This window comes from Arthrobacter sp. C2 (genome assembly GCA_024207135.1).
GTDB lineage: Bacteria > Actinomycetota > Actinomycetes > Actinomycetales > Micrococcaceae > Paeniglutamicibacter.
Window position 1 is genome coordinate 3,520,353 of the sequence record CP042428.1, and the last position, 24,908, is coordinate 3,545,260.

The 24,908-nt window shown below is 67.3% G+C and carries 23 protein-coding genes; 14 read left to right on the plus strand and 9 right to left on the minus strand.

The window, feature by feature from the left end; translation table 11 throughout:
- The first annotated feature begins 38 nt into the window (after positions 1–38).
- From FPY90_RS16170 to FPY90_RS16195, 6 genes are all read left to right on the plus strand, one after another.
- Positions 39–860 carry a MerR family transcriptional regulator gene (locus FPY90_RS16170; protein ID WP_498682140.1) on the plus strand — a complete coding sequence of 274 codons (822 nt, stop codon included), beginning with the start codon at positions 39–41 and terminating at the stop codon, positions 858–860.
- Between the two features lie 239 nt (positions 861–1,099).
- Entirely contained in the window at positions 1,100–1,843 is a 744-nt protein-coding gene (locus tag FPY90_RS16175; RefSeq protein ID WP_071214768.1) for a DsbA family protein, read from the plus strand.
- A gap of 17 nt (positions 1,844–1,860) precedes the next feature.
- Positions 1,861–2,754, plus strand: a complete 894-nt coding sequence (locus FPY90_RS16180) for a cytochrome c biogenesis CcdA family protein (protein ID WP_498682142.1) — start codon at positions 1,861–1,863, stop codon at positions 2,752–2,754.
- 108 nt (positions 2,755–2,862) lie between these two features.
- Positions 2,863–3,249 (plus strand): LexA family protein, encoded by a 387-nt coding sequence (locus FPY90_RS16185; protein WP_373458083.1) that lies wholly within the window; start codon positions 2,863–2,865, stop codon positions 3,247–3,249.
- Positions 3,250–3,356: 107 nt separating this feature from the next.
- On the plus strand, positions 3,357–3,644 hold the full coding sequence (locus tag FPY90_RS16190; protein WP_498682143.1) for a hypothetical protein: 288 nt from the start codon (positions 3,357–3,359) through the stop codon (positions 3,642–3,644).
- 84 nt (positions 3,645–3,728) lie between these two features.
- Positions 3,729–5,003, plus strand: a complete 1,275-nt coding sequence (locus FPY90_RS16195; RefSeq protein WP_498682144.1) for a Y-family DNA polymerase — start codon at positions 3,729–3,731, stop codon at positions 5,001–5,003.
- Here FPY90_RS16195 and FPY90_RS16200 read toward each other — a convergent pair.
- Positions 5,000–5,380, minus strand: a complete 381-nt coding sequence (locus tag FPY90_RS16200) for a hypothetical protein (protein WP_498682146.1) — start codon at positions 5,378–5,380, stop codon at positions 5,000–5,002. The two genes, FPY90_RS16195 and FPY90_RS16200, sit on opposite strands and share 4 nt — an antisense overlap.
- Before the next feature lie 487 nt (positions 5,381–5,867).
- Between FPY90_RS16200 and FPY90_RS16205 the strand changes: the two genes are divergently transcribed.
- The gene (locus tag FPY90_RS16205) at positions 5,868–6,878 is read left to right on the plus strand and encodes a glycoside hydrolase family 3 N-terminal domain-containing protein (RefSeq protein ID WP_498682148.1); all 1,011 of its coding nucleotides are present in this window, start codon (positions 5,868–5,870) and stop codon (positions 6,876–6,878) included.
- Between the two features lie 6 nt (positions 6,879–6,884).
- Here FPY90_RS16205 and FPY90_RS16210 read toward each other — a convergent pair whose 3' ends face one another.
- From FPY90_RS16210 to FPY90_RS16230, 5 genes are all read right to left on the minus strand, one after another.
- Positions 6,885–7,784, minus strand: coding sequence for a serine hydrolase domain-containing protein (locus FPY90_RS16210; protein WP_175475462.1), 900 nt, complete (start codon positions 7,782–7,784; stop codon positions 6,885–6,887).
- 141 nt (positions 7,785–7,925) lie between these two features.
- Positions 7,926–11,213, minus strand: a complete 3,288-nt coding sequence (locus tag FPY90_RS16215) for a S8 family serine peptidase (RefSeq protein WP_498682151.1) — start codon at positions 11,211–11,213, stop codon at positions 7,926–7,928.
- A 497-nt stretch (positions 11,214–11,710) separates the two neighbouring features.
- Positions 11,711–12,535 (minus strand): bifunctional hydroxymethylpyrimidine kinase/phosphomethylpyrimidine kinase, encoded by an 825-nt coding sequence (gene thiD, locus FPY90_RS16220; RefSeq protein WP_498682152.1) that lies wholly within the window; start codon positions 12,533–12,535, stop codon positions 11,711–11,713.
- 91 nt (positions 12,536–12,626) lie between these two features.
- A complete protein-coding gene (locus tag FPY90_RS16225) occupies positions 12,627–13,283 on the minus strand; it encodes a hypothetical protein (RefSeq protein WP_071214777.1) in 657 nt (218 codons plus the stop codon).
- Between the two features lie 184 nt (positions 13,284–13,467).
- Complete coding sequence (locus tag FPY90_RS16230; protein WP_175475463.1) at positions 13,468–14,115, minus strand: TetR/AcrR family transcriptional regulator; 648 nt, start codon at positions 14,113–14,115, stop codon at positions 13,468–13,470.
- Between the two features lie 292 nt (positions 14,116–14,407).
- Here FPY90_RS16230 and FPY90_RS16235 point away from each other — a divergent pair, with 292 nt between their 5' ends.
- The 4 genes from FPY90_RS16235 (at position 14,408) to FPY90_RS16250 (ending at position 18,329) form a co-directional block, all read left to right on the plus strand.
- Positions 14,408–15,133: a queuosine precursor transporter gene (locus FPY90_RS16235; RefSeq protein ID WP_071214779.1), complete on the plus strand. Its 726-nt coding sequence runs from the start codon at positions 14,408–14,410 to the stop codon at positions 15,131–15,133.
- A 163-nt stretch (positions 15,134–15,296) separates the two neighbouring features.
- Complete coding sequence (locus tag FPY90_RS16240) at positions 15,297–15,989, plus strand: ABC transporter ATP-binding protein (protein WP_071214780.1); 693 nt, start codon at positions 15,297–15,299, stop codon at positions 15,987–15,989.
- 7 nt (positions 15,990–15,996) lie between these two features.
- Positions 15,997–17,670, plus strand: a complete 1,674-nt coding sequence (locus tag FPY90_RS16245) for a DUF6297 family protein (RefSeq protein ID WP_071214781.1) — start codon at positions 15,997–15,999, stop codon at positions 17,668–17,670.
- A gap of 68 nt (positions 17,671–17,738) precedes the next feature.
- Entirely contained in the window at positions 17,739–18,329 is a 591-nt protein-coding gene (locus FPY90_RS16250) for a DUF4126 domain-containing protein (RefSeq protein WP_071214782.1), read from the plus strand.
- A 16-nt stretch (positions 18,330–18,345) separates the two neighbouring features.
- Here FPY90_RS16250 and tgt read toward each other — a convergent pair whose 3' ends face one another.
- Positions 18,346–19,647, minus strand: coding sequence for a tRNA guanosine(34) transglycosylase Tgt (gene tgt / locus FPY90_RS16255; protein WP_498682155.1), 1,302 nt, complete (start codon positions 19,645–19,647; stop codon positions 18,346–18,348).
- Between the two features lie 176 nt (positions 19,648–19,823).
- Here tgt and FPY90_RS16260 point away from each other — a divergent pair, with 176 nt between their 5' ends.
- Together FPY90_RS16260 and FPY90_RS16265 are read left to right on the plus strand one after the other, a co-directional pair.
- Positions 19,824–20,897, plus strand: a complete 1,074-nt coding sequence (locus tag FPY90_RS16260) for an FUSC family protein (RefSeq protein ID WP_498682156.1) — start codon at positions 19,824–19,826, stop codon at positions 20,895–20,897.
- A gap of 52 nt (positions 20,898–20,949) precedes the next feature.
- On the plus strand, positions 20,950–21,570 hold the full coding sequence (locus FPY90_RS16265) for a maleylpyruvate isomerase family mycothiol-dependent enzyme (RefSeq protein ID WP_498682157.1): 621 nt from the start codon (positions 20,950–20,952) through the stop codon (positions 21,568–21,570).
- 15 nt (positions 21,571–21,585) lie between these two features.
- Here the strand turns inward: FPY90_RS16265 and FPY90_RS16270 are convergent, their stop codons facing one another.
- Positions 21,586–22,125 (minus strand): NUDIX hydrolase family protein, encoded by a 540-nt coding sequence (locus FPY90_RS16270; RefSeq protein ID WP_071214786.1) that lies wholly within the window; start codon positions 22,123–22,125, stop codon positions 21,586–21,588.
- 163 nt (positions 22,126–22,288) lie between these two features.
- Between FPY90_RS16270 and FPY90_RS16275 the strand changes: the two genes are divergently transcribed.
- The gene (locus FPY90_RS16275) at positions 22,289–23,725 is read left to right on the plus strand and encodes an MDR family MFS transporter (protein WP_498682160.1); all 1,437 of its coding nucleotides are present in this window, start codon (positions 22,289–22,291) and stop codon (positions 23,723–23,725) included.
- A 186-nt stretch (positions 23,726–23,911) separates the two neighbouring features.
- Here the strand turns inward: FPY90_RS16275 and FPY90_RS16280 are convergent, their stop codons facing one another.
- Complete coding sequence (locus tag FPY90_RS16280) at positions 23,912–24,898, minus strand: Lrp/AsnC family transcriptional regulator (protein WP_083411212.1); 987 nt, start codon at positions 24,896–24,898, stop codon at positions 23,912–23,914.
- Positions 24,899–24,908 lie beyond the last annotated feature (10 nt).

The window sequence follows — 24,908 nt, forward strand, 5'->3', positions numbered from 1 at the left end:
GTTGACCTTGACCCAGGGCCAAGGAAAAGACTGAAGCCATGAACCACGAAAAGCTCTTAGGCATCGGCGCCTTTGCCCAGGCGACCATGCTCTCACCCAAGGCCCTGCGGCTCTATGGCGACCGTGGGCTTTTGGTGCCGGTGTCCGTGGACCGATTCACCGGATACCGCTATTACGATCCGGACCAACGCAGCCGGGGCCGCATGATCGCGATGTTGCGCGCGGCGTCCATGCCGCTCGAGGGCATCTCGAGGTTGCTGAATCTTGGCTCGGCTGACCCTGAAGGCGCGTTGGAGCAGCTTGCCGCCTACGAATCCGCACTCCGGAACAACACCGAATCGACTTCCACCCTGCTCGCCGCCGTGCGGGCGCACCTCAAAGGACAGGACATGGATAACGTCAATACCGTGTTGGAACCAGAGCGACACCTGGTCTCCATCATGCTGCACACCTTCGTCGACGGCCTTGACACCGGGATGAAGCAAAGCCTGGAACAACTGCGGGCCTTCGCCGATGCCGAAGGGCTGGCCGTCACCGGCGACCCGTTTGGCATCTTCCACCAGGAAATCACCCCGGACTCCGACGGGCCGCTGGAAGTGTGCCTTCCGGTGGACAGGCTCGCCCCCGGCACCAACGACGCACCGGTGCGCAGCTACCGGCTGGCCGGAGGCCGCTACGCCAGCATCCGTGTCTCCGGTGCCGAGACGGCCTTCCCCGCAATCCTGGCGGCCTATGACCAGACCTGCAGCTGGGTCGAGGAGGCCGGTGCCACCGCGGTGGGACCACCGCACGAAATCTGGCATGTGCTGCCGTGGGCCGACGAACCGGCGGATATGACGGTGGCCTGGCCCTACGCGTAGGAGCAGGCCAAGGCCGCTCGATGCAGGGGGAGCCGCCGCGGCGGGGCGCATGCAGATATACCGGCCTCCGCGGCGGTGCCCCGACGCCAATTCGCCAACTGCACTTCACTTCGATACGTTCAAGGGAGGAAAACACCCCCGCCCAGCCTCAGCGCCAACCGGCCTTCCCCTCCCCGTGGGGACGCCGAAGCGCCACGGGGGCACGAGGGCCCAACCGGGAAGGAACCGGTGTCTCGGACATGACGGAATCCCCTGCAGCACCAACCAAGGCGAAACTGCCGTGGTTCTGGATTCTCCCGATTCCGGTGGCCCTCGGATTGGGCATCGTGATTGGCCTGCAGATTGCCGCACCCGGGGAGGCAGCCCCGTCCCCGGCGGCCGCGGCGACGCAGGAAAGCCCGGGCCCGAGCCAGCCAGCACCCTCGGAATCCCAGCAGCGGATCAACGTGGAGCGGCGCGATGCCAACGACCCCACGGCGGTCGGCGAACTCGACGCACCGGTTGTCATGGTCACCTATTCCGACTACCAATGCGGTTACTGCGCCAAGTGGGCCTCCGAATCGTTGCCGACCATCCTGGACAGCTATGTCGCCGGGGGACAGCTGCGCATCGAGTACCGCGACATCATGTTCTTCGGCGAAAACTCGCGGCAAAGCGCCGAGCTGGCCGTTGCGGCCGGCAAGCAGGGCAAGTACCAGGAATTCCACGACGCGATCTTCGCCAAGGGTGCCACCGCCAAGGATGCCGACTACTCCGCCAAGGGCATCGCGGCACTGGCCGAACGCATCGGGGTCGACGCCAAGCAGTTCACCGCGGACGCGGCGCACGCCGACACCGCGGCCCTGGTGCAGAAGAACCACGACGAGGCCGGCGCCCTGGGAGTCACCGGAACCCCGACCTTCATCGTCAACGGACGCCCGCTGATCGGCGCCCAGCCGCTGGAAGTCTTCGTGCAAACCATTGACGAGGAACTGGCCCGCTAGGGCCGGAGGGGAAACCGGTGGACATCGGGCTCGGATACGCACTGGTCGGCGGAATGCTGGGGGTCTTCAGCCCCTGCAACGCCTTGCTGCTGCCTGCGCTCTTTGCCACCATCTCCACCTCCCGTGCCAGGTTGCTGAGCCTGGGCTCCGTCTTCCTGGCCGGGTTGCTCCTCACCCTGGTCCCGCTCGGCCTGGGACTGGGGTGGCTGGGTGGAACCAACGTCCTGGACCGCGGGCTCCTGCTCAGCAGTGCCGGGTGGGTGCTCATTGCCCTGGGCGTGTTGACGGCACTTGGCGGCGGCATCGATTTCGCCCGGTTCCTCCCGGGCAAGCCCCGGCCCGTGGCCGGCTCGCTGGCCGGCACCTTTGCCCTCGGCGCGGTATCAGGGGTGGCGGGCTTCTGCACCGGCCCGGTGTTGGGCGCGATCCTCACGCTGGCGCTGACCTCCGCGAGCCCGGCCCGCGGCGGGGCGCTGCTGGGGCTCTACGGGGTGGGGATGGTCCTGCCGATCATGCTCATCGCGATGGCGATCCGCAGGCTTGGCCACCGCTCGGTGCGCTGGCTGCGCGGACGGCAGTTGACGCTCGGCAGGTTGCGCCTGCACACGACCTCGCTGCTGATGGGAGCGATCACCGCGGCCGTTGGGTGGCTGATGATCTTCACCAACGGCATGGCGGCCGTCCCCGAGCTGTTGCCCCCGCGTGTGGTTGCTGCGGTCGAAAACCTGGGACGGCAACTGGAGGCGGTGGTTCCATCATGGGCCTGGACCGCCCTGTTCGGCACCTTGCTTCTGGCCTGGTGGCTCCGCGCGGCCGTGCGCCGCACCGGCGGCAACGCGCCTTCGGAAACGTCGAGAACCCCCGCGGCCGGCGAGGCTCCGCGGGAAGCGAACGTCTCCGAAAAACGGTAGCCGGACCCCGCACCCGCGGTCTCCGCTGGTAGGCTTGGCATCGAATCTATGTTCTATGAAAGTCGGGGGCTCATGTTTGGTATGGACCTGCCGCAGCCACCCGCCCCGATGCCGGAATCCCAGGGGCCGGTCGGCGCGGTGGAAGCCATGGGCTTCCCTTCCCCGGCGCGGGACTACTACGGCGGCGGAATCGACTTGAACCGCCTGCTGATCAGGGACCGGACCTCGACCTTCCTCATGCGGGTTTCGGGCAACTCGATGGCATCATCCGGGATCAGCCACGGCGACGAGGTCATCGTGGACCGCGCAGTGGCCCCGCGCGACGGGTCGGTGGTTATCGCCGTTCAGGACGGGGAACTGGTCATCCGACGGCTTGTGTCCCGCCGGGGCGCCATGGTCCTGTCCAGCGACGAGCAACCGGTGGAGCGGGCCGAGGCGATCACCGAGGAAACCACCATCTGGGGCGTCGTCACCCGCTGCCTGCACCATGTGTAAACTCCGGAACAGCATCTTTATGCAGGAACCGCCGGTGCTGCGGCAAGCCCGGGAACGAAAAGCGCCGCACCTGGTAACACCGGCCATCGACACGAGGACCTCCCCGCATGAAACCACAGCAGGAACGGGATGAAAACGCCGAGCTGCCCGTCGCCGTTCGAGCCAGTGCCACCTGGAAGCGCCGGCGCCACTGGCCCAGGACCCGGTACAGGAGCATCCAGTACGATGCACGATTCGCCGATGGCCGGAAAGAACAAGACGTCAAGATCGACGCCGCGCTTCAAGGGTGGCGCTACCCCGCCGACGCATGGTGCGTGCGCCACGGTGCCGAGCAGCAATGCCCAGAGGAGGGGACCGGGCAATGGGTGGACTATCCCTACGGGCGGCCGCTCTGAACCAGGGAACTTGAGCCTCCTGCTTGCGGAACCGCGCACGTCCCCGGCCGCCGGTTTGCGGCTGCACCACCCGGAGGAGACGCCATGACGGAGCGGATTGCGCTGGTGGACGTGAACAACTTCTACGTGTCCTGCGAGCGGGTCTTCGACCCGAAGCTCATCGGCAGGCCCGTGGTCGTCCTGTCCAACAACGACGGATGCGTGGTGGCGCGCTCGCAGGAGGCCAAGGACCTGGGGATCACCACCGGCGCACCCTTCTTCAAGGTCAAGCAGTTCATCCAAAGCCACGGCATGGCCGTGCGCTCGAGCAACTACGAACTTTACGGGGACATGAGCGCCCGGGTCATGGAGGTGCTCTCGCGCTTTGGCACCTGGCAGGAGGTCTACTCCATCGACGAGTCCTTCATCGGCGTCCAGGGGAACCCCGGACAACTCGGTGAATTGGCCACTCGCATCCGTTCCGCGGTCGGCCGCAGCGTCGGGGTCCCGGTCTGCGTGGGCGTGGCACCGACCAAGACCCTGGCCAAGTTCGCCAACCATGTCGCCAAGCGCAATGCGCACCTGGACGGTGTGTGCTCCTTGGATTCCATGGACCCGCATGTGGTTGGGGACATCCAGTCCAGGGTTCCCGTCACCGACCTGTGGGGTGTCGGGGCCCGCACCGGAGCAAGGCTGTCGGGCATGGGCATCTCCACCATCGCCGACCTCAAGGCGGCCGACGTGACCGACATCCGCAAGAAGTTCTCCGTGGTGCTCCAGCGCACAGTCCTTGAGCTGAACGGGACCCCGTGCATTCCCCACAACGAGGAACGCGCCGACAAGCAACAGATCATGTACTCGCGGTCCTTCTCCAACCCGGTGACAACCATTGAGGACATGGTCGAGGTCATGTCCATCTATGCGCAGCGCGGGGCCGCCAGGCTGATGTCCGACGGACTGTGGGCCACCCTGCTGACCGTCACCGCGGGAACCAGCCGCTTCGCCTCCGGGGAGGCCTCGTTTCCCTCGATCACGCTCAAATTGCCCTCGCCCACCCAGGACCCGATCCTGCTCACCCGCCTCGCGGTCGGGGCCATGCGTGAAATCATGCACCCCGGGGCCTCGTACGTCCGCGGAGGGGTCGTGCTTTCCGGCTTGCAGCCCGAACCCGGGCAGGCAGCCTTCGGGATCTTTGAAGAGGAAATGGCCGAAACGCACGTCGGGGACGTGCTGGGCGCGGTCAAGGCCAAATTCGGGAACAAGTCCATTGGGCTGGGCTCGGGCGGACTGGCCGTGGAACCGGGATGGTCGATGAAGCGGGACTACTCCTCGCCCAAGTTCACCACCGATTGGGCCGACATCCCGGTGGTGAAGGCCTAGTCCTCGCGGTCGCGCGACGGGGAACAGATTTCCTCCGGGCACCCCTGCCAGGTCTTGGAAAAATACGCCACGATTTCCAGGCCAAGCTCAAAGCGGTACCTGGGTGCCGGCCCGCCGTTCACGGCGCTCGCCGAGCGCCGGATGGCCAACAGGAAGAACTCGCAAACCGACACGTAGTTCCACAGGTCCATGGCGGTGTCGATGACCTCGTCGTGCGTCATCCAGTCCGGGTCTTCAACCAGGTCCTGGGCAAAACCGAGCACGATGCCCCGGTCCAGCACATGGTGGCGCCCGCAGTCGCACCACTCGATGCCGCGGGACGGCATGGTCCAGACCTCGGGAACCAACTCGGTGTCACAAGGACCTTCCGATGCCATGGGATCCTCCTTCAATAGTCCTGTGCCCAGCTTAGGTGCGCCCACCGACAGGTTCCGCAGTTCCTGCGACCGCGCGGGCCCATGTGCCACGCAACGATGGACAACTGATACACAGGTCACGATTTCGGTCCCATTGGCTTCCGGGCGCCGGAATCTCTGGCACGCTGGATGTGGTGGAGAAAAGAGGCTGTGGACCATGAACAATTCGCGAGCAAGGAATTTTGGGCATCGGGTGGTCCTTCCCCTGCTGGTTCTGCCCATTATGGTCCTGGCCGGTTGCGCCCCGACCCCGGCGCCCCCGCCGCCAAGCGCAACGACCTCGAGCGCCCCCGCACCGTCGGTTACCTCGGCACCGTCCTCGAGCCCGTCGTCCGCAAGCCAGTTGCCGTCGGTGGCCCCGAGCCACAAACCCGGCGCAACGCCGACGCACAGCACCAAGCCCGGCCCGACCGCGCCGCCCAGCCCGGCCGAAAAAACGCTGGCCGCCATGAGCCTGAAGGAACGAATCGGGCAGGTCCTGATGGTGGGCGTCCCGGCAACTGGCAGCAGCGCTGCCGACAGGTCCACCATTTCCACCCACGAGCTGGGGAACTTCTTCCTGAAGGGCCGCAGCAGCGCCGGGACTGCCGGCACGGCCAGCGCGGTCCAGCGGGTCGAGTCAACCATCTCGAAGTCGTTGTCGGTGGACGTCGACGCGTTTGTGGCCACGGACCAGGAGGGCGGCTACGTCCAGGTCCTGAAGGGCAGCGGCTTCTCCACCCTGCCCACGGCGCTGGTCCAGGGCAGCTGGGGCACCGCGACGCTGCGTGGGCGTGCCGAGGCCTGGGGCAGGCAACTGGCCGGGGCCGGGATCAACGTCAACCTCGCCCCGGTGGCCGACACCGTCCCCTCGGCGTCCTTCGCCCCGTCGAATGCGCCCATCGGCTACTGGAAGCGCGAATACGGGTACGACCCGGCAACGGTCTCGGCCGCAACGCGGGCCTTCTCCTCCGGCATGCTGGCCGCGGGCGTGGACCCGGTCATCAAGCACTTCCCGGGGCTCGGACGCGTCACCAAGAACACCGACATCTCCCGGAACGTCACCGACACCAAGACCACCCGGCATGATGCCTACCTCAAGCCCTTCAGCGACGGCGTTGCCGCGGGCGACGACTGGGTCATGGTTTCCAACGCCTACTACTCCAGGATCGACGCGAAGAACATCGCCCCGTTCTCCTCGACCATCATGCGTTCGATGCTCCGTGAGGACCTGGGGTTCAACGGCATCATCGTCTCGGACGACATGTGCGACGCCGAGCAGCTGGCGCCCTGGGGCCTGGGCACCCGGGCCCTGCGCTTCTTCGAGGCCGGCGGGACCATGATGCTCTGCGTGGACGCGCCGAAGATGCCGGCGATCGCCAACGCCCTGCATGCCAAGGCCAGCAAGGACCCCGCCTTCGCCCGCCTCATCGACGCCGCGGCGCTGCACGTGCTGCGGGTCAAGGACGAACGGCGCTGAGCGGAGTCAGCCCCGGGGCCCCAGCAGCGACACCAAGGCCTCCTCCGGGCTGAAACCGCTGGATTCCGGGGCAATCGCCGCGGCCGAGATCCCGGTCGCCCGGGAGGTGAAGACCGCGGCGCGGTACCCGGGCCCCGCGCCGCCGTGCCCCCACAGTTGCAGGTCCGTGTCGATCATGACCCCGGCCCCATAGCGCGGTGCACGCCACGGGGCCGGCGCAGCCACGGGAACCGAGTCCATGAACGCGGCACGCATGGCGGGGGACAGGGACGAGGGGAAGAGCGGGTTGCGCTCCGTCACCAGGTCGCCGAAGCGCAGCAGGTCGGCCGGCGTGGAGAACGCGGCCCCGGCGGGCCCGGCCCACAGCGTCGAGTAGCCCGAATCCGTCACTGCGGTTTCCGGATCCGGGTAGCGGGTCGAGGCCATGTCCGCCGGTTCGAAGATTTCCCGATGCAGGTACTGGCCCAGCGACATCCCGGAGACCTCCTCGAGCAGCGCACCCAGGTACCAGTAGCCGGTGTTGCTGTAGGCGAAGGGCCCGGGCCCGGTCAGGTCGCCGGCGGCGGCAATGTCCTGAAGCGACCACGGGTCCGCTGGCCGGTCCCGGACGGCAGCCAGGTAGCCGGGGTTTGAGGCGTAATTGCCCATCCCCGCGGTGTGCGTGAGCACCTGGGAAATCGTGCGGCCGGCCGGGGCGCCGGGCAGCCGGGAAGCCAGCGGATCCGCGAGCGTGAAGCGGTCCGCATCGACGGCACGCAGGACGCCTGCGGCTATGAACATCTTGGTTACGCTGAAGACTGGCAGGGGCTCCGACGTACCGAAAACCTGCATGGCTCCCTCGCCTCCGCGACAGGCGGCGGCGGCACCCGGGGGCAGCATCCGGCCCAGGGAAGCGGGGAGTGGCATTCCATCCATGGTTTCGAGCTTAAGCCCGCCGGTTGCCGGCATGCGGAAACGGCGCGGCCCGCCGGATGCGCGGTGGAAACCACTCCACCGCCATCCGACGGGCCGCGCCGCCGGTGCCTGTTGCTGCACCAGGCCGCAGTGCTACTTGCGCACCTCCACATCCACTACCTGGGCGCGGTTGCCCGAGGCGTTGTGCAGGTGCAGGAACAGCGCCTTGGCATCGGTGCCGTCCGAGGCGACGGCCGCGGTCAGCTTGGCCTTGTCCAGGTCCGCGAACGCGGTTCCGCCGCCAACGAAGGACAATTCCGGGGCGATCGCATTGAAGGCGATCCAATCGGTTTCATCCACCGGGGCCAGGGCACCGGATTCATCGGCGTTGTACACGGAGTACGTGCTCACGCGGTAGCTGATCGGTGCACTGGAACCGCTCAGGCCCAGCGCCGCGAGCGACACCGGGAGGGATGCCACGTTGGTGTCGAAGGTGTTGGTGTCGACATCGCCGCCCAGCCCGTTGAGGAACTGCAGGTCGACCTGCGAACCGGTGCGCAGATCGAAGGTCGCGGCCAGGTCGGCATCCAACTCGTCGAAGTAGCTGTTGAAGGTGACGAAGTCCGCCGCGCCGTCGCCGTTGGTGTCGATTTCGACGTCGATCTCCGTGGCTCCGGCCAGGTGGGCCCAATTGCCCCAGGTGCTCACACCGAAGTTCAGCAGACCGTCGGCCGCGCCCGTGGTGGGGGCGGTGGAGGAGGCACCGACGAGCTGCAGGTCCATGGAGCGTGCGCCCGGGATCGCGTCGGCGCTGCCGGGCAGCTTGCCCGAGGAGGCCCCGAGCTCGAACGCGGAGAGCAGCGATACCACCTGGGTGTCGGCGGAACCGGCCCGGATGTCGTCGCCGGCCAGGTCGACGGTGCCGGAGGTGGCGCCGGCGTCGAGCTTGATCTTCTTGGCGCCCATGTCGGCAACCAGCTTCGGTGCCGCCTGGACCGGGACGCGCAGCGTCGGTGCGGTGGAGCTGGAAAGCTCCACGCGGCCGGAGACATCGGCGACCCAGGCGCGCGGCAGGCCAAGCTGTGTGCGGTCCATGGTCGGATCGATGGTCTTGGCGTACTTGCGTGCATCCACGTCAAGGGTGACCTTGACCTGGGTGCTTGCCCCGGCCGCGAGCGTCACGGTCTTCTTGTCCAGGGAGTAGCCCGCACCCGGGATCTGCGTGGCTGGCAGGTACTTCACCTTGTAGGTCTGGGTCTTGTCGGACTTGTTGACCACGGTGATGGACCTGGCGGCCTTGTACTTGGTCTTGTCGACCTCGATGACGCCGAAGGTCACGGAGACCAGCTCCGGGTCCGCGGTGGCGAAGGCGTAGGCGGGGGAATTAATCGCCGCATCGGCAATGACGCGCCCGGAACCCACGCGGTTTGGCCCGTAGGCCTCGCCGTTGGCGGCCAGGATGTCCACCGTGGCGGTGTTCATCACCAGGGACTTGACCTGCAATGCGGTGTATTTTCCGCTGCCTGCCACCAGTGCGGCAATGCCCGCGGTGTGCGGGGTTGCCATGGAGGTGCCGGACATGACGGCCGGGCCGTTGCCCGTGCCCACGCCCACCGAACCGATGAGCGTGCCCGGTGCGGCCACGTCCGGCTTGACGATGCCCTCCGAGCCATGCACACCGCGCGAGGACGAGGAGTTCAGGGTGTCCCCGATTCCCGACTCGACCGAGGCGGTGCCGACCAGCTTCGGATCCAGGGTGACGTTCAGCGTGCCGTCTTGGGCCGCGGGGCGCAACTGGTCCGAGAAGGCCTTGGTGAACTGGGCGCCGGGGATCGTGGCGTTGCCGGCGATGCCGGCCTCGAAGACCGCCACCTCGGAGTCCAGGATGACACCGGTGGCTCCGGCGGCTTCGGCGTTGTTGAAGCGCGTGCCAGAGCCGCAGGGGAACTGGAGGTTCTCGCTCCACTGCAGCCAGACCCACTTGCCGGCCAGCGAGCCGGGCTCAAACGGGGCGCAACCGAAGGCGTTGGCTGCCGGTGCCATGACGACATCCCCGGTCAGCGTGGCCGGGTCGGCGGTGGTGTAGTTGAAGTTGGCCGAGTACTGGCCTGCCGCGGTTCCCGCGACGTCGGCCGGTGCGTTGACCTTGATGCCGTCGAGGGTGACCTTGGTGCCCACGGAGTTGGCCACGGTCAAGGAGGAGCGGGCGTTGCCCGGCGAGCCGCCGACGTCGGTGACGTCCCCGGCGTTGCCGGAGGCGACCACCGAGAGGATTCCCAGGCCGGTGAGGGTGTTGACGATGTCGTTCTCGGGGTCTTCGACCGGCGAGTGGTCCGAGCCCAGGGACATGTTCACGATCTGGGCGCGGTCGGAGAAGTCGCCGTCGTTGTTCGGGTCCAGGACGTAGTCCAGTGCCTGTCCGACCACGGAGGAGGAACCCTCGCAGCCAAAGACGCGGATGCCGACCAGCGATGCCTCCGGGGCGGAGCCCGGGCCGATGAGCATGGAGCCCACCTCGTCTGCGGTCAGCTTGGTGTAGTCGCCGGTGAAGGTGGTGCCGTCGGCCTTCACTCCGTATCCGGCAGCGGTGCCCGAGACGTGGGAGCCGTGTCCGGCCGAGGCGCAGTCAAGCGGGTTCGAGTCCGGCTTGGGAACCGGCTGGTAGCTCGGCGCGCTGGGGTCCGCGTTGTAGTCGTCGCCCACCAGGTCCCAGCCGCCGATGAACTTCTCGGGGTCGTACAGCCCCGAGGTCTTGGACGGCAGGTCCTTGGAGGCCTGTGCGGTTGCGTAGGCCTCGAGGGTGCCCGGGCCGCCGAAGCCGGCGTGCGTGTAGTCGATGCCGGTGTCCAGCACGGCGATGGTGATGCCCTCGCCGGTCTCCTGCAGGGTGTTCCAGGCCTGGAGGGCGCGGGTGTCGATGTCCGAGCCCTTGTTGTCGGGGGTCTTGGGGACGATCGCGGTGATTTTCTTGACGTCGGGGCGCGAGGCCAGGGCGCGCAAGGCGTCGGCGTCTCCGCGCAGGGCCACGCCCGGCAGGGAGTTGGTGGTCGTGTAGATGACCTCGGCCTTGGCGGCCTTGGCGGCGGACTTGCCCTGGGCCTTGATGCCGTCGCGGATCTTCTTGACCTTGTCGGGGTTCTTGACCGACTTGCCGCGTGGCGACTTGGCGCTGTCCGGCTGGGTCGCTTCGAAGGCGCCTTCTCCATCGAACTGGACGAAAACGGAGACATCGCCCTGGGCCGCGGCCAGCGGGCCGGAGACCTTCAGGTTTTTCAGCGACTTGGGGACGGTTCCGCCGAGGGACGGCGAATCGGCACCCGGTGCCGGGTCGATCGTCGGCGGTGCCGCAAGGGATGGGACGGACATGGTGACGGCCAGGGCGAGCCCCGAAGCCGACGCCAAGATCGTCCGCGCAAGTCTGTGACGACGCGGGTTGGACATGGTTCTCCTTGAATCCGGTGGGAGTGACTGGGAGTGATGAGGACGGATTCCCGCGAGCGGATTGATGGGCACCGTCCCACGCCACATCCTATGTGAGGCGCGGCACATATCAAGGGGTTGTTTGAGATTCCTTGGAAAATGTCGCGGGGAATTGGCCGGATCCGGGGAGGGGGGATCCGGACCCGGGAAACCGTTTTGGTTCAGTGCCCGCAGACGCTGGAGGGAAGACCAGGACCCGGGCCCGGCAAAGTGTCGGAGGTCGCCGATAGCCTTTGGGCAGTCGGTGGGCCTCTTGGGGAGGAACCACCGCCCGCACCGCGGGCGCGGGACGGACGGGGAAGCGACGGCTGGCATCGGGCAAGGACGCCGCTGCCGCGAACCTGTTTGTCCGCGCGCCGACGAGGCGGCGGCGTTTCTGGGGGGAAACGCAAAAACGCTGGTCCCATGCGTGCATGGGACCAGCGTTCTGCCTGGAAGGTCTTCGGGTTGCGGCGGCCTTACCGTGTTCCGCCTTGCCACAGGGCGTCGAACGGGGCGGCGGATGCCACGCGGTTCTTGATGCCCTCGGTGACAAAGATCTTGGCATTGCGTGCAGCCTGCAGCGGGCTCTCGCCCTTGGCCAGCTCGGCGGTGATGGCGGCGGCCAGCGAGCAACCGGCACCCGACACGGCAACTTCCCCGACCTTCGGGGCCGAGAGGATCTCAAGGGTTTCGCCGTCGTAGAACACGTCCACGGCCTCGGAGCCGGCCAGGCGGACCCCGCCCTTGGCCAGCACGGCCGCGCCGGAAAGTGCGTGGATCTTCCTTGCGGCCTCGGCCAGGTCCTCGACGTTGTTGATGCTCATCCCGGACAGCGACTCGGCCTCGAAGTGGTTGGGGGTGACGAAGGTGGCCAGCGGCAGCAGGTTCGCCTTCAGTGCTTCGTCGGTGTCCAGGGCGTGGCCCGGTTCCTGGCCCTTGCAGATCAATACCGGGTCCAGGACGACGTTGTCCCATGCCTGGTTCTTCAGCGCGGCGGCAACGGTGTTGATGGTGGCCGGGGAGCCCATCATGCCGAGCTTGACGGTCTTCAGGTCCGCTGCATAGCAGGTCTGGACAGCTTCGAGCTGGTCGGCGATGACCTGCGGCTCAACCGGGACGAAACGGTGGTTCCAGTTGTCCTTCGGGTCGAAGGAAACGATGCAGGTCAGGGCAACGATGCCGTAGGTGCCCAGTTCCTGGAAGGTCTTCAGGTCGGCCTGGGCGCCGGCTCCGCCGGTTGCTTCGGAACCGGCGATGGTCAAGGTGATGGCGGGACGGGTCCCGGTGGTGGCAGAAGTCATGCATCCATTTTAGGGTGGTTTTCCTGCCCGCCGTTTCCACCCGGGCGGGCGCTGCCACTCCTCGGTGCCGGTCGGGGCACCGCAACCCGGATCAGGCCCGGGTGAAGGTGGTCAGTTGGGTTGCGTTGGACCAGCCGGCGGCGCGTTCGGCGCGCAATCCGGTGGCTGTGTCGGCGCTGGTGACCATGAACAGCACCGACAGCCCCTGGCGTGCCGCAGCCGCGGCCAGGTTGGCCAGGATCGCGGCGCGGAACTGCTCGGTGTTCGAGGTTGCGGTGATGCTCGGGTCGCCGAGCAGTGCGAAGTCCTCGCCAAAGCGGATCCGGCCGCGGCCTGCGGTCGAGTCGAAATCGGCGATTTCAACCACGTCGTATTCGGCCATCGGGGCTTCGAACAGCGTGGCCGTTTCCGGCAGCGAGACCACTTGTTCCACATCGTTGGCCAGCGCGGCAAGCAGCACGCGCCGGTCGCTGAGGCTCCAGCCCCGGCCAACGAGCTCACGGCCGGCGGACTCGTCCGGGGTGCCCAGGAACGTGAGCCTTGTTTGGCCTTGGTGGGATGAACCATCGGCGTCGCCCAGCAGGGAGGCAAGGCCGCCGGGGCCAGGCCAGGCGCAGGTGATCTCGTAGTTGCTCCCGTCTTCGGCGACGCTGTGCAGCCGGCCGGAATCTTCACAGGTCACGGTGCGGTCCCGCAGCAGGGCAAAGGCGTGGACCCAGCGCGGAAGGCTTGAAGGTTCGAATGGCATCTGGCGGCTCCTGTTCCAAGGACGGTCAATGAAGAACCTCTTCGGGGGCGCAAATGCATGACTGATCACCGGTGACGGTGTGCCTTCGCGTCCCTTTGACGGTTCATTACCGACTCTACGCCTGCGGCGGCCGATTCCAAGTTGGGCGACAGCGCGATGCGCGGGATCCGGGGACCTGCCCGGCTCAGGACGCGGTGCGAACCAGTGAAAGCACGTCGTCGAGAATGCTGCGGACCACCGGCATGCGGGAGAGCACGACGAGACGGGCCGTCACGGGGGCGACATTCTTGATGAGCCGGTGGCTGCGAGCGGCCCCGGGGGAGGAGTCGTAGGCCCAGAAGAGGAAGATCCCGCGCTGTATCAGCCACAGCAGTTCCGGCAGGTCGTTGCGGATGGCCAGCGGGGGTAGCGGCCTGCTGGCTGCCACGACCTGGCGCCACAGCCCGAATTCGAGGGCGCGGTGGATGTCGCCGAGCTCGGTGTGGGCGCCGGCAAATGCGGTGCGGATAAATGCAGGTCCGAACTCGTGGAACGGCGCCATGATTTCCAGCGCCTGGTCAAGGGCAATGCGCAGGTTGGTCTCGAGGTTGTTTCCCGGCACCAGCAGCGGCCAGGTGGCGGTCCGGTGTCTTTCGAGCAGGTTGCGGAAAAGCTCGTGGACGATGGCGTCCTTGGACTCGAAATAGTAGTAGGCGTTGCCCAGCGAAAGCCCGGATTCCGCGGCAATCGCGCGCATCGTTGTCCCGGAGAAGCCCTTCGTGGCGAAAAGTTCCAGTGCCGTGTCCAGCAGCAGCTGGCGGGTCTGGGAACTCTTGGCGGTTGGTGTCCTCATGGCACTTGCCTCCATTGTTGGCCTGGTCTCCATGATAACCAATTTTGAACATGTTCAAAAATTGATAATTCCAAGCAGAAAGCGACGGTACGGCCATTGCCGCGGAGAGAAGCGGGCTTTGCGAGGGGGAAACCGCAAAGTGGTTGGGAAGCCGTCGTGGGATACTTGAACCTCAAGTGCTAATACAGCGAGCGGTCCCACCCGCCTCGACCGCCCCGTCCCGTTTGCGCGGAGCCGGAATCGAGGCCCCCGGGACCGGCTTGGCGAACCACTTCTTCGATTGGGAACCACCATGGGCGAAAAAACCGCCTCCATTTCATCACGTTCACAGGCCTCGCGCGCCGTTTTTGCGTCCGCAGGAAGCCCCTACTTCTCCACCGTGCTCGCACTGATGGCCGTCGTGGTCATCCTCTCCAACATCGGTGCCGCCAAGGGCGTCACCTTCGGTTCCATCGTCACCGACGGCGGATTCTTCCTCTTCCCGCTGGCCTACATCATCGGCGACGTCATTTCCGAGGTCTACGGATTCAAGGTCGCCCGCCGGGCCATCATCACCACCTTCGCGCTGGCGGCCTTCTCCACTGCCTGCTTCTGGATCATGATCCACCTGCCCGCGGCCGAATGGTACGACGGGCAGGAAGCCCTCGAACGCACCCTGGGTCCGGTCTGGCTCATCGTCCTGGCCTCGCTGCTCGGCTTCCTGGTCGGACAGACCCTGAACTCCTGGGTGCTGGTGAAGATGAAGGAACGCTTCGGCGAACGCGGCCTGGTGGGCCGCCTGATGGGCTCTACCGGGGTGGGCGAATTCGCCGACACCCTGATCTTCTGTTCCATCGCCGCCACGGTCATCGGCATCACCGACATGCCCACGTTCATCAATTACGTGCTGGTCGGCTTCGTCTACAAGACGGCCGTGGAATTCCTCTTCGTGCCGGTGACCACGCTGGTCATCCGCTGGTTCAAGCGCCGCGAACCCAGCTACGCCTTCGGGCCGCAGGCTGAGGGCACCGCCGCATAGGGGGCAGCCGCGAAACATTCCGTGGGCGGTGGCCGGCTTCGTCTGCACTTGGCGAAGCCGGCCACCGCCTTCTTGTTCCCGCACCCAGTCCATCCGCACGAGGGTGCGATGTCATCCGCAATGCTGAGGTGCGCCGGCGGTGCCGGTTGGTAGCGTCAAAACCATGGACACCATGAACCGCGAACTGCTCAGGGCCACGGGACTTGTCGCCGGCTACGGCGGTCAGGACGTGTGCGGGCCGCTGGACCTGTTGCTGGAACCTGGCCAGGCGCTGGGGATCGTTGGCTTCAACGCCGCCGGCAAATCCACGCTGCTGCGCACCCTTGTCGGCTACCAGGAACCCGTGGCGGGGGAATCAGTGATCCTTGGATCCTTCACCGACGACTCGAGCTTCATCTACCGCAAGGCCGTATCCGTCGTCTTCGACGAGGACGCCTTCTTCCCCTCGCTGAGCGTCGAGGAACACCTCCAGCTCATCGCCGGCGGGCACGGGATGCCCGAACCGCAGGCTGCCGTCGAGCATGAGCTGGCCTTCTTCGAGCTGGAAGCGGCCCGCACGGAATATCCGCACCGGCTTTCCTCCGGGCAGCGCCGCCGCCTGCTGCTGGCCGCCGCCCTGCTGCGCCCCTGCAGCCTGCTGGTCCTCGACGAACCCGAACAGCGGCTCGACCCGGTGATGCGGGTGGCCCTGGCCGCCCGCCTGCGTTCACTGGCCACCGCGGGAACCGCCCTGCTGGTCGTCACCCACGACCCGGTCTTCCTCGCGACCGTTGCGGACTCCGTGCTGCTGGTTTCCGGCGGGCAGGTCATCCCGGCCAGCGTCGCCCAGGGGGCTGCGGCCATTGCGCACGGTTGATCCGAGCATGCCGTTGGACAACGAGCCGGTCGACTTTGATCCGTGGGCGCGAAACCGCGTGGTCGAGAAACGCGCCAAGCGAGAGGACTTCTGGGAACGCATGGGCGATGCCTACATCGCCCTGTTGGCCGCCGCCATCGTCTTTGGCTATGCGGCCGGGCTTGCTCTGGCCTTCTTCGACAACCTCCGGGGCGGTCCCGGGTCGGGCATCGTGCGCGCCGGTGTCGGCGTGGTTCCCGGCTCCTCGGCGGCCTCCGCCCTGGTGATGCTCGGAATGCTCGGGGCCCTGCTGCTGATTTCCAAGCTTGGCCCGACGGCGGTGGACCGGGCCCAGGGATTCTGGTGGCTAAGCCTTCCGGTGGCACGCACCGGCTTCCTGGCACGCTTGCTGGGCCAACGCCTGGTGAGCACCTTCTTGTATGGGGCCTTCCTGTGGCTGCCCATCGGCTACGGAACCGTGCTCGGCGGATTGGCCCGGGGGTCGTTCGCCGGGGTGCTGTTGGGTGCCGCGGCCCTGGGACTGTTGTTCGTGGGGCTTTCGCTGCTGGCGGCATGGTTCCAGACCCGCCAGGCGGCTGGGCGCTTCCGCGCCGCCCTGGATGCCGCGGCCATCGCGGTGTTGCTGGCGTACCTGTTCGACGTGCTGCTGCGCATCACCGGTCGGGGCAGCCTCGAGCCACTGTGGGTGTGGCTGCCGTCCTCCCTGCCGTTGCTGGCCCAGGCCGGGGCCTGGTGGGTTCCGGCGGTGCTGGCGGTGCTCTGCGCGGGAGGGTTTGCCGCCCTGGCGGGTCAATTGCAACGTATTCCCGGCAGGGAATTGATTTCGAGCGGGGCCGCGAGCGAGCACGCGGGAGCGGCACTGGCGTTGCTGGATGACAAGGCACTGGGCAGCGCGCTGGATGTCGCGGGCGCCCGGGAAGGCAAGCGTGCCCGGGCCAGGCGGGAACGGGTCCGGGCCCGCGGTTCGGATTCCTTCGCGCGCATGCTTCCGGCCCGCTGGGTCCGCGGCCCCCATGCGGCGCTGGTGCGTGCCGAGCTGCTGGTGCTGCTGCGCACGCCCAAGACCTGGCGCGGGATGCTGGCCGGCTGGTACGTCCCGGCCGCCGGGGTCTTCGCCGTGCCCGGCGGTCAACCTCTGGTCCTGGCCGTCTTGGTGCTCGTCGGCTCGGTGCTGGCCGCACGGGCGGCATCCAAGGCGGCCGCGCAGGCAGCGGACGTGCCGTCGCTGGATGCGATCATCCCGCTGGGCCGTGTGGGTGTGCGGCAAACCCACGCGTTGGTGGCGGCGCTGCTGCTGGTTCCGTGGGGCGTGTGCCTGGCCGGATTCCTGGGGTGGGCCGTGGGAATCGACGCGGCACAGATCCCGGTGCTGCTCGGCCTGGGTGCACTGGCCGGTGCGGGGCTTGCCGCGGGTGCAGTGCGCATGGCGTTTCGGCCGGCAATCGACTGGGGGTCGGTGATGCTCATGGCTGCCATGGGCAAGGCCGCCGGCCCCATGGTCCTGCATTTCACCTACGGGTACGAGGTGATGGCCGTGTCGGTCGTCGCGCTGGTTGCAGGCCTGCTGCTGGCGCCGATCCCGCCGGTGGTGTTGCTGCTTGGCGCGGTGGTGGCCGCCGTGGCCTGGGGCGTGGGCACCTCGACCTCGATCGGGTCCAACGTCCACCGTTCGCAGCGGTAGCAGGTGTTCCGCGCGCGGCACCGCCACCAATGCGGTGATTGCACCGCCGCGGCACTTACGCTGAAGCCATGGAACTACTCACGGCCGCCGGGCTGAGTTCGGCCGCGGGCCTGAACGCCTATATCCCCCTGCTGGTGCTGGGGCTGCTGAACCGCTTCACCTCGTGGGTGGCGCTGCCCGAGGGCTGGGGCTGGCTGTCCAACGGCTGGGCGATGGGCATCCTTGCGGTGCTGCTGCTTATCGAGGTGGTCGCCGACAAGATCCCCGTCATCGACTCGGTCAACGACGCGCTGCAAACGGTGGTGCGCCCGGCTTCCGGAGGGCTCGTCTTTGCCTCCGGAGTGGGTGCCCAGACCGTTGCGGTGGCGGATCCCGGGAACACGTTCGGCAGCACGGCGTGGGTGCCGTTGCTCATCGGCGCGGGGATCGCCCTGGTCTTCCATCTGCTGAAATCCGGGGCCAGGCCGCTGCTGAACTTGGGCACCGCCGGGGTCGCCGCCCCGGTGGTGAGCACCGCGGAAGACGGGGCGGCGCTGGGCCTGAGCCTGCTGGCCGTGGTGCTACCGGTGCTGGTGCTCCTGGCCGCGGCGGCCCTGGCGGTGCTGCTCTTCGTCGGCGTGCGCAGGCTGCGGCCCCGGCGTTCGGGCACCACGGCCTAGCAATCGCCGCCGCGGGTCAGACAGCGAGGGTTGCCAGGCCCTGCGGATCCGGTTCCCCGGCGTAGTAGCTGGACATGACCTTCTCCTTGAGTTCGAAGAAGGTGCCGTCCTCAATGGCCTGGCGGGCGTCGTCGACCATCTTCACCACGAAGCGTTCGTTGTGGATGGAGATCAGCGTGTGGCTGACCAGCTCCTTGGACTTGAACAGGTGGTGGATGTAGGCCCGGGTGTAGTGCTCGCAGGTATAGCAGTCGCAGTCCTCGGAAAGCGGGGTGAAATCCCGCTTGTAGCGGGTGCCCGACAGGTTGAAGCGGCCGTGCGGGGTGTAGAACGCGGAGTTGCGGGCCACCCGGGTGGGGGAGACGCAATCGAAGGTGTCGGCCCCGTTTTCGATTGCCGTGAAGATGTCGTCGGGTTCGGAGATGCCCAACAGGTGGCGCGGCTTGTTCTCCGGAAGCTCCTGCGCGCACCAGCCCACGATGGTGCCCAGGTTCTCCTTCTCCAGCGCCCCGCCGATGCCGAAGCCGTCAAAGGCCATGGCCCCGAGGTCCTGGCAGGCCTTGCGGCGCAGGTCTTCGTACTGGGCGCCCTGGATGACTCCGAAGAGCGCCTGGTAGTCCTTGCCGACGCGATCGTCGGTCAGGTTGAAGTGCTCGGCCACGCAGCGTTCGGCCCAGAGCCGGGTTCGCTCCAGGGATTCGACCTGGTAGCCGCGGGAATTCTGCAGCGTGGTCAGCTCGTCGAACGCAAACATGATGTCCGCGCCGATCTCGTGCTGGACCCGCATGGAGATCTCCGGGGAGAAGCGGTGCTTGGTGCCGTCGATGTGGCTCTTGAACCAGACGCCGTCGTCGTCCACGTTGGCCAGGCGCTCCTTGCCCGGGGCCACCGCGTCGTCCGGGCCGGACTGGTCCACGGACTTCATGTCGATGACCTTCTTGAATCCCGAGCCCAGGCTCATGACCTGGAATCCGCCCGAATCGGTGAAGGTGGGCCCGGACCAGTTCATGAACCGGCCCAGTCCGCCGGCCGCGTCGAGGATGTCGGAGCCCGGCTGCAGGTACAGGTGGTAGGCATTGGCCAGCACCGCCTGGGCTCCGAGCTGCTCCACGGCTTCGGGCAGGATGGCCTTGACGGTGGCCTTGGTGCCCACGGCAATGAAGGCCGGGGTCTTGATTTGCCCGTGCGGGGTGGTGATCACGCCGGTGCGTCCGTTGGACACCGAACCGTCGGGGTTGTTCAGGCGGGTGCCGACCTCAAAGGAAAAGTCGGACTGGCGGGGATGGGGCGCTGTGGGGTCAAAAGATTCGTGGGGCACCTATCCAGTGTGCCGCATGCACCCGTGGCCCCGGCAAAATGCTCGCGTGGGATGGCTCATAGGACCGGGCAGCGCCGCGTGACAAGGCGTAGCGTTAATCCGTGGGTGCCGATCTCGGCACCCGGCAGGCAGCAGCTCGGGGCCACAAGCAACGCAAGCAACGACCAAAGGAAACCATGGGCACCAACAAGTTCGGAAGCCTGTTGACGCTGGGCCCGGCCAACAACGACCAGTGGATCGCGTTGCGCACGGCCGTGGGGATCTTCGTCCCGCTCTTCGGCTTGCTGGCCATCGACCGGCTGGATTTGATGGTGTTCGTGATCTTCGGCGCCTTCACCGGGGTCTATGGCCGGGTGCCGGGCTACGCGAACCGGCTGGCGGCCCAGGCAAAGGCCGGGGGCCTGTTCCTGGTGGTGATCCTGGCCGCGGCACTTGCCTCGCACTACCTCGTCGACCACGACGACGTGGCGGCGAGCGCGTGGATGGTCGTGGGGCTCACCACCGTGGTGTCGGGGATCTGCTCGGTCGTCACCGGGTACCTGCAATTGCGTCCCGGCGGCTCGCTCTTCCACATCTTCGCCTTCGCCGCCATTGCCTCGATGCCGCACCAGCCGCCGCCGGCGGAATCGATGGCAGCGGCCACCGCCGCGGTGCTGCTGTCGATCGTGCTGGGTTTCTCCGGGATCGTGTTCGTCAAGGGGGCGTCGTGGGGCCGGTACACGGCCCCGGCGCCGCTTTCGAAACCGGTGCGCCTGGCCATTTGGATCGAGGCGCTGATGTACCTGCTCGCCGCGGGGTTGGCCGGTACCATCGCGAACCTGTTGGCCCCGGTTCTGTCCACCGGGCACAGCTACTGGGCCATGGTGGCGGCCGTGGTTCCGCTGGTGGGGCACACCACCCGGCACCGTGTGCGCCGCGGCGTCCACCGTATCCTCGGGACCCTGACCGGGCTGGTGCTGATGGCGGCCGTGATCGCCTTCGCGCCTCCCGTGTGGGTGCTGCTGGCGATGATCGGGCTGCTGCAGTTTGCGGCCGAGATGTTCATCGCCCGCAACTATTTCCTGGCCCAGATCTTCGTCACTCCGCTGGCCTTGGTAGGCGTTTCCTTCGGGACCGGGCTCAACACGGTGCTGCTCTACGACCGGATGCTGGAGACCATCATCGGCGCCCTCGTGGGGATGCTGGTGGTGCTGCTCGGTGCGCTCTACGGATCCTGGCTGCGGCGCAGGCTGATGCCCGAGAAGGCGTAGCAGGCACCCTGCGCCGTTCCAGCCGTCGCCGGAGTGGTGGAAGAATTGCCCCATGAACGACATGGACCTGGCCCAGGCCGAAAGAACCGACCTCGCCGATTTCCTGGAAGGCCTTGCCGACGATCAATGGGACGCGCCGAGCTCGTGTACCGGTTGGCGCGTGCGCGACGTGGTGGCGCACGTGGTTTCCTACGACGACCTCGGTGCCCTGGGCTTGCTGCGACGCTTCGCCAAGGGCCGGGTGGTGCGCGCCAACCAGGTTGGAGTCGACGCCATGAAGGACGCCACCACCGCCGAGCTGCTGGCCAACCTCCGCGCCCATGCCCGCCCGAGCGGTTTGGCCGCCGGCCTGGGCGGGAAGATCGGACTGTCCGACGGCATGATCCACCACCAAGACATCAGGCGACCGTTGGGGATGGAACGGCAGATCCCCGAGGAACGGCTGCTGCGGGTGCTCGCAATGACCCCGGGCAACCCGCGGCTCGCGCCCTGGCGATGGATCCGCGGATTGCGCCTCGTGGCAACCGACCTGGATTTCGCCCATGGCAAGGGCCCCGAGGTGGCGGGCACCGGCGAGGCGCTGCTCATGGCGATGGCGGGGCGCCGCGGCATCACCGCGGAACTGATCGGACCCGGCCAGGCGATCCTGGCCGGCCGACTCGAACGCCGCTAGGGACGCTGCTGCCCTTTAGCCGACGTGCCCCACGTGGGCCAGGGCCTGGCGGACCAGGTTCTCCCGGCCCCCGGCGAACTCCTCCTGGATGTTCGGGCTCAGCGCTTCCTCGGGCGTCAACCAGGTCAGCTCCAGTGCGTCCTGGCGCGGGGAGCACTCCCCGCGGACCGGCACGATGTAGGCCAGTGCCACGGCGTGCTGCCGTTCGTCGGTCAACCCGGTCTCCGACGGGGACGGGAAATATTCGGCCACGGTGAAGGGGGCTGGGCTGGGCGGCAGCTGCGGCATCGCCATGGGCCCCAGGTCCTTCTCGATGTGGCGGGTCAGTGCCGCACGGATGGTCTCGCGGTACATCACCCGGCCCGAGACGAAGGTGCGCAGCATCCTGCCCTCGGGATCGGCGGTGAGCAGCAGGCCGATCTCCGTGACATAGCCGAGCGGATCCAGGCGCACCGGGATGGCTTCAATGTAAAGCATGGGCAACCGGGCGCGGGCCTCGTAGAGGTCTTCATCGGACAACCAGCCGGGATAGGGATCCGGAGTGCGAACGTTCATGTTCCCATCTTCGCCCATCGAGACGCCGCCGGGCCACGTCGGCGGCCGTGTTGTGTAATCCCGGACATGTTTTCGTTTTCAGGGAATCATCTGACGTTCCCTGACGCTAGAATGAAATGTTCTGAAAAATACCATTCCAACACCCATGGAAGAGGCCACGCCCGTGACCGAGACCAGCACCAAACTCAACCCCAAGGATTTGGCCACCATCACGGTGCTGATCGTTTCCGCTTTCGTGGTGATCCTGAACGAAACCATCATGAACGTGGCGCTGCCGGTGCTCATGCACGAGTTCCAGGTCAGCGAGGAAGCCATCCAGTGGCTTGCGACGATCTTCATGCTCACCATGGCCGTGGTCATCCCCGCCACAGGCTTCCTGCTCCAGCGCTTCAGCACCCGCGGGGTGTTCATGCTGGCCATGGGCCTGTTCTCCCTGGGTACGCTCCTTGCCGCCGCGGCCCCGGGCTTTTCCCTGCTGCTCGCCGCCCGCGTGATCCAGGCCTCCGGCACCGCGATCATGATGCCGCTGCTGATGACCACCATCCTTGACCTGGTGCCGGCCAACAGGCGCGGGGTCATCATGGGCAACGTGTCGATCGTGATTTCCGTGGCCCCGGCCATCGGTCCGACGATCTCGGGGCTGATCCTGCATTCGCTGTCGTGGCGCTACATGTTCCTCATCGTCGCCCCCATCGCGCTGGCCGCCCTGTTCATCGGTGCGCCGCGATTGAACAAGGTCGCAGAGGCCTCGAAGATGCCGCTGTCGATCCCCTCGGTGATCCTGTCCGTCCCGGCCTTCGGCGGCCTGGTCTTCGGGCTCAGCAGGCTCTCGGCCAACGGGCTGGATGCCGAGACGCTGGTCGTCCTCGTCGTTGCGGTGATGGCCCTGGTGGTCTTCACGATGCTGCAGCTGCGCCTGCAAAAGAAGGACCATGCGCTGCTTGACCTGCGCACCTTCACCTACCGGCCGTTCACGTTGTCGTTGTCGCTGATGGTGCTGGCGATGGTGGCGCTGTTCGGGGTCATCATCCTGCTGCCCCTGTACCTGCAGAACGTGCGCGGGCTCGACACCCTGGCCACCGGGTTGATGCTGCTTCCCGGCGGGCTGCTCATGGGCCTGCTGGCGCCGTTCGTGGGGCGGCTCTTCGACAAGGTGGGTCCGCGCCCGCTGATGATCCCCGGCACCGTGATCCTGACCGGGGTGCTCTTTGGCTACTCGCGCCTGTTGGGCGCCGAGACGGCCATCGGCGTGATCATCGGGTTGCACCTGACCATGTCGCTGGCCCTGGCCCTGATCTTCACCCCGGCCTTCACCACCGCGCTGAACCCGCTGCCGCATTCACTGCACTCCCACGGCTCGGCCGTGCTGTCCACCCTGCAGCAGCTCGGCGGAGCGGCAGGCACGGCCCTGCTGGTCGGGGTCCTGGCCTCGCGCATCGGCGCCGGGGCCGAGGCCGGGATCGATCCGCTCCAGGCCCAGATCAACGGGTTCTCCGCCGGATTCACGGTGGCCTCGATCTGCGCCGCGGGCATGGTCGTCATTGCCCTCTTCCTGACCAAGGCCAAGGACCCGGCCGAGGTCGAGGTGCACGCGCACTAGACCCTGCTCCATCGACGTGCCTTCGATCCGCGGCTGCTACCCGGATTCGGAGGCATTGTTGTTTGTGGGGTTGTCCATGGTGACTGCCCCGCCGATGGCGTGTGATGCCGGGCCGCGGGCTTGCCCGGCCCCATGGCCGTGTTCACCGGCGCCGCGGAACGGCACCGGATCCCAACGCGCCGAACCTCAGGTGACGACCTCCCCGGTGGGCCTGCCATCGGGATCGAGCATCCAGCCCATGCGCTTGAACGAGTGCACGCCCACGCATGCCTCGATGATGTCGACCCCGGGCACCGCTTGGGCCAACCGGGCCTCCACATCGGCGATGTCCGCCGCGGTGCGCAGCTGCATCATGAACGTCATGTTCGCTGCCCCCGTGGTGGAGGCGCAGAGCCGCAGCGTTCGCTGTTCGCGCAGGAACGCTGCCACGGCATCCGCGGCGCCGGCCGGGACCTTCGCAAACCACTGGACCGTGAGCGGGTAGCCGGTGTAGTGGCTGGCCAGTTCGCAGCGCAACGTCACCATCCCGGTTTCCAAGGCGGTCTTCAGGGCCCGGCCCGTGGTCGAGGGATGCTGTCCGGTGGCCTGGGCGATCTCCGAGGCGGTGGCCCGGCCGTCGCGCATCAGCACCCGCAGCATGGGCCAGAACGTGTCGGGAATCAGCGTCGGGGCGGCCGAGGGCGGATGGCTCAGGCGCTGCAGCTGCGCCTGCTGTGCGGTGGAAAGCACATCCAGGCGCCACACGTTTCCTGTCGCGTAAAGCTTGGTGCACAGCGAGACCTTGGTGCGCCTGACGCCGCGGGCGGCGCGGATGCGCGGAAGCACCTCCCGGGCCATGCCCAGCCAATCCGCGGCCAGGCAGGTGAGCCGGAAGTCGGCGCTGCTAGTCGCGTCATCCACGGTGAGCACCTCCGAGATGGCGCAGAGGTCCTGCCGAGCCTCCTGAACAAGGGCCGGGTCGGCCACGACCTCGATGAATGCCGTGCAATGTTGTTCCGGGTGGCCGCCCAGGTGCCCCAGCACCCAGGCCATGCGGTCCTCCCGCAGCCGGTTCCAACGCGCCGACAGCGTCGCCGGGTGCCGGCCAAGGATCGTCCCCAGCTCGGCCCAGCTTGCCCGCGGTGCGATCTGCAGCGCGTTCACCAATTGCAGGTCCTCGACCGGCAGCTCCATGGAACCCCTT

Coding starts and splice junctions, on each gene's coding strand:
- FPY90_RS16170 (WP_498682140.1), top strand. CDS start 39: ATGAACCACGAAAAGCTCTTAGGCATCGGCGCCTTTGCCCAGGCGACC.
- FPY90_RS16175 (WP_071214768.1), top strand. CDS start 1,100: ATGACGGAATCCCCTGCAGCACCAACCAAGGCGAAACTGCCGTGGTTC.
- FPY90_RS16185 (WP_373458083.1), top strand. CDS start 2,863: ATGCCGGAATCCCAGGGGCCGGTCGGCGCGGTGGAAGCCATGGGCTTC.
- FPY90_RS16190 (WP_498682143.1), top strand. CDS start 3,357: ATGAAACCACAGCAGGAACGGGATGAAAACGCCGAGCTGCCCGTCGCC.
- FPY90_RS16195 (WP_498682144.1), top strand. CDS start 3,729: ATGACGGAGCGGATTGCGCTGGTGGACGTGAACAACTTCTACGTGTCC.
- FPY90_RS16200 (WP_498682146.1), bottom strand. CDS start 5,380: ATGGCATCGGAAGGTCCTTGTGACACCGAGTTGGTTCCCGAGGTCTGG.
- FPY90_RS16205 (WP_498682148.1), top strand. CDS start 5,868: ATGAGCCTGAAGGAACGAATCGGGCAGGTCCTGATGGTGGGCGTCCCG.
- FPY90_RS16210 (WP_175475462.1), bottom strand. CDS start 7,784: ATGCCACTCCCCGCTTCCCTGGGCCGGATGCTGCCCCCGGGTGCCGCC.
- FPY90_RS16215 (WP_498682151.1), bottom strand. CDS start 11,213: ATGTCCAACCCGCGTCGTCACAGACTTGCGCGGACGATCTTGGCGTCG.
- thiD (WP_498682152.1), bottom strand. CDS start 12,535: ATGACTTCTGCCACCACCGGGACCCGTCCCGCCATCACCTTGACCATC.
- FPY90_RS16225 (WP_071214777.1), bottom strand. CDS start 13,283: ATGCCATTCGAACCTTCAAGCCTTCCGCGCTGGGTCCACGCCTTTGCC.
- FPY90_RS16230 (WP_175475463.1), bottom strand. CDS start 14,115: ATGAGGACACCAACCGCCAAGAGTTCCCAGACCCGCCAGCTGCTGCTG.
- FPY90_RS16235 (WP_071214779.1), top strand. CDS start 14,408: ATGGGCGAAAAAACCGCCTCCATTTCATCACGTTCACAGGCCTCGCGC.
- FPY90_RS16240 (WP_071214780.1), top strand. CDS start 15,297: ATGGACACCATGAACCGCGAACTGCTCAGGGCCACGGGACTTGTCGCC.
- FPY90_RS16245 (WP_071214781.1), top strand. CDS start 15,997: ATGCCGTTGGACAACGAGCCGGTCGACTTTGATCCGTGGGCGCGAAAC.
- FPY90_RS16250 (WP_071214782.1), top strand. CDS start 17,739: ATGGAACTACTCACGGCCGCCGGGCTGAGTTCGGCCGCGGGCCTGAAC.
- FPY90_RS16260 (WP_498682156.1), top strand. CDS start 19,824: ATGGGCACCAACAAGTTCGGAAGCCTGTTGACGCTGGGCCCGGCCAAC.
- FPY90_RS16265 (WP_498682157.1), top strand. CDS start 20,950: ATGAACGACATGGACCTGGCCCAGGCCGAAAGAACCGACCTCGCCGAT.
- FPY90_RS16270 (WP_071214786.1), bottom strand. CDS start 22,125: ATGAACGTTCGCACTCCGGATCCCTATCCCGGCTGGTTGTCCGATGAA.
- FPY90_RS16280 (WP_083411212.1), bottom strand. CDS start 24,898: ATGGAGCTGCCGGTCGAGGACCTGCAATTGGTGAACGCGCTGCAGATC.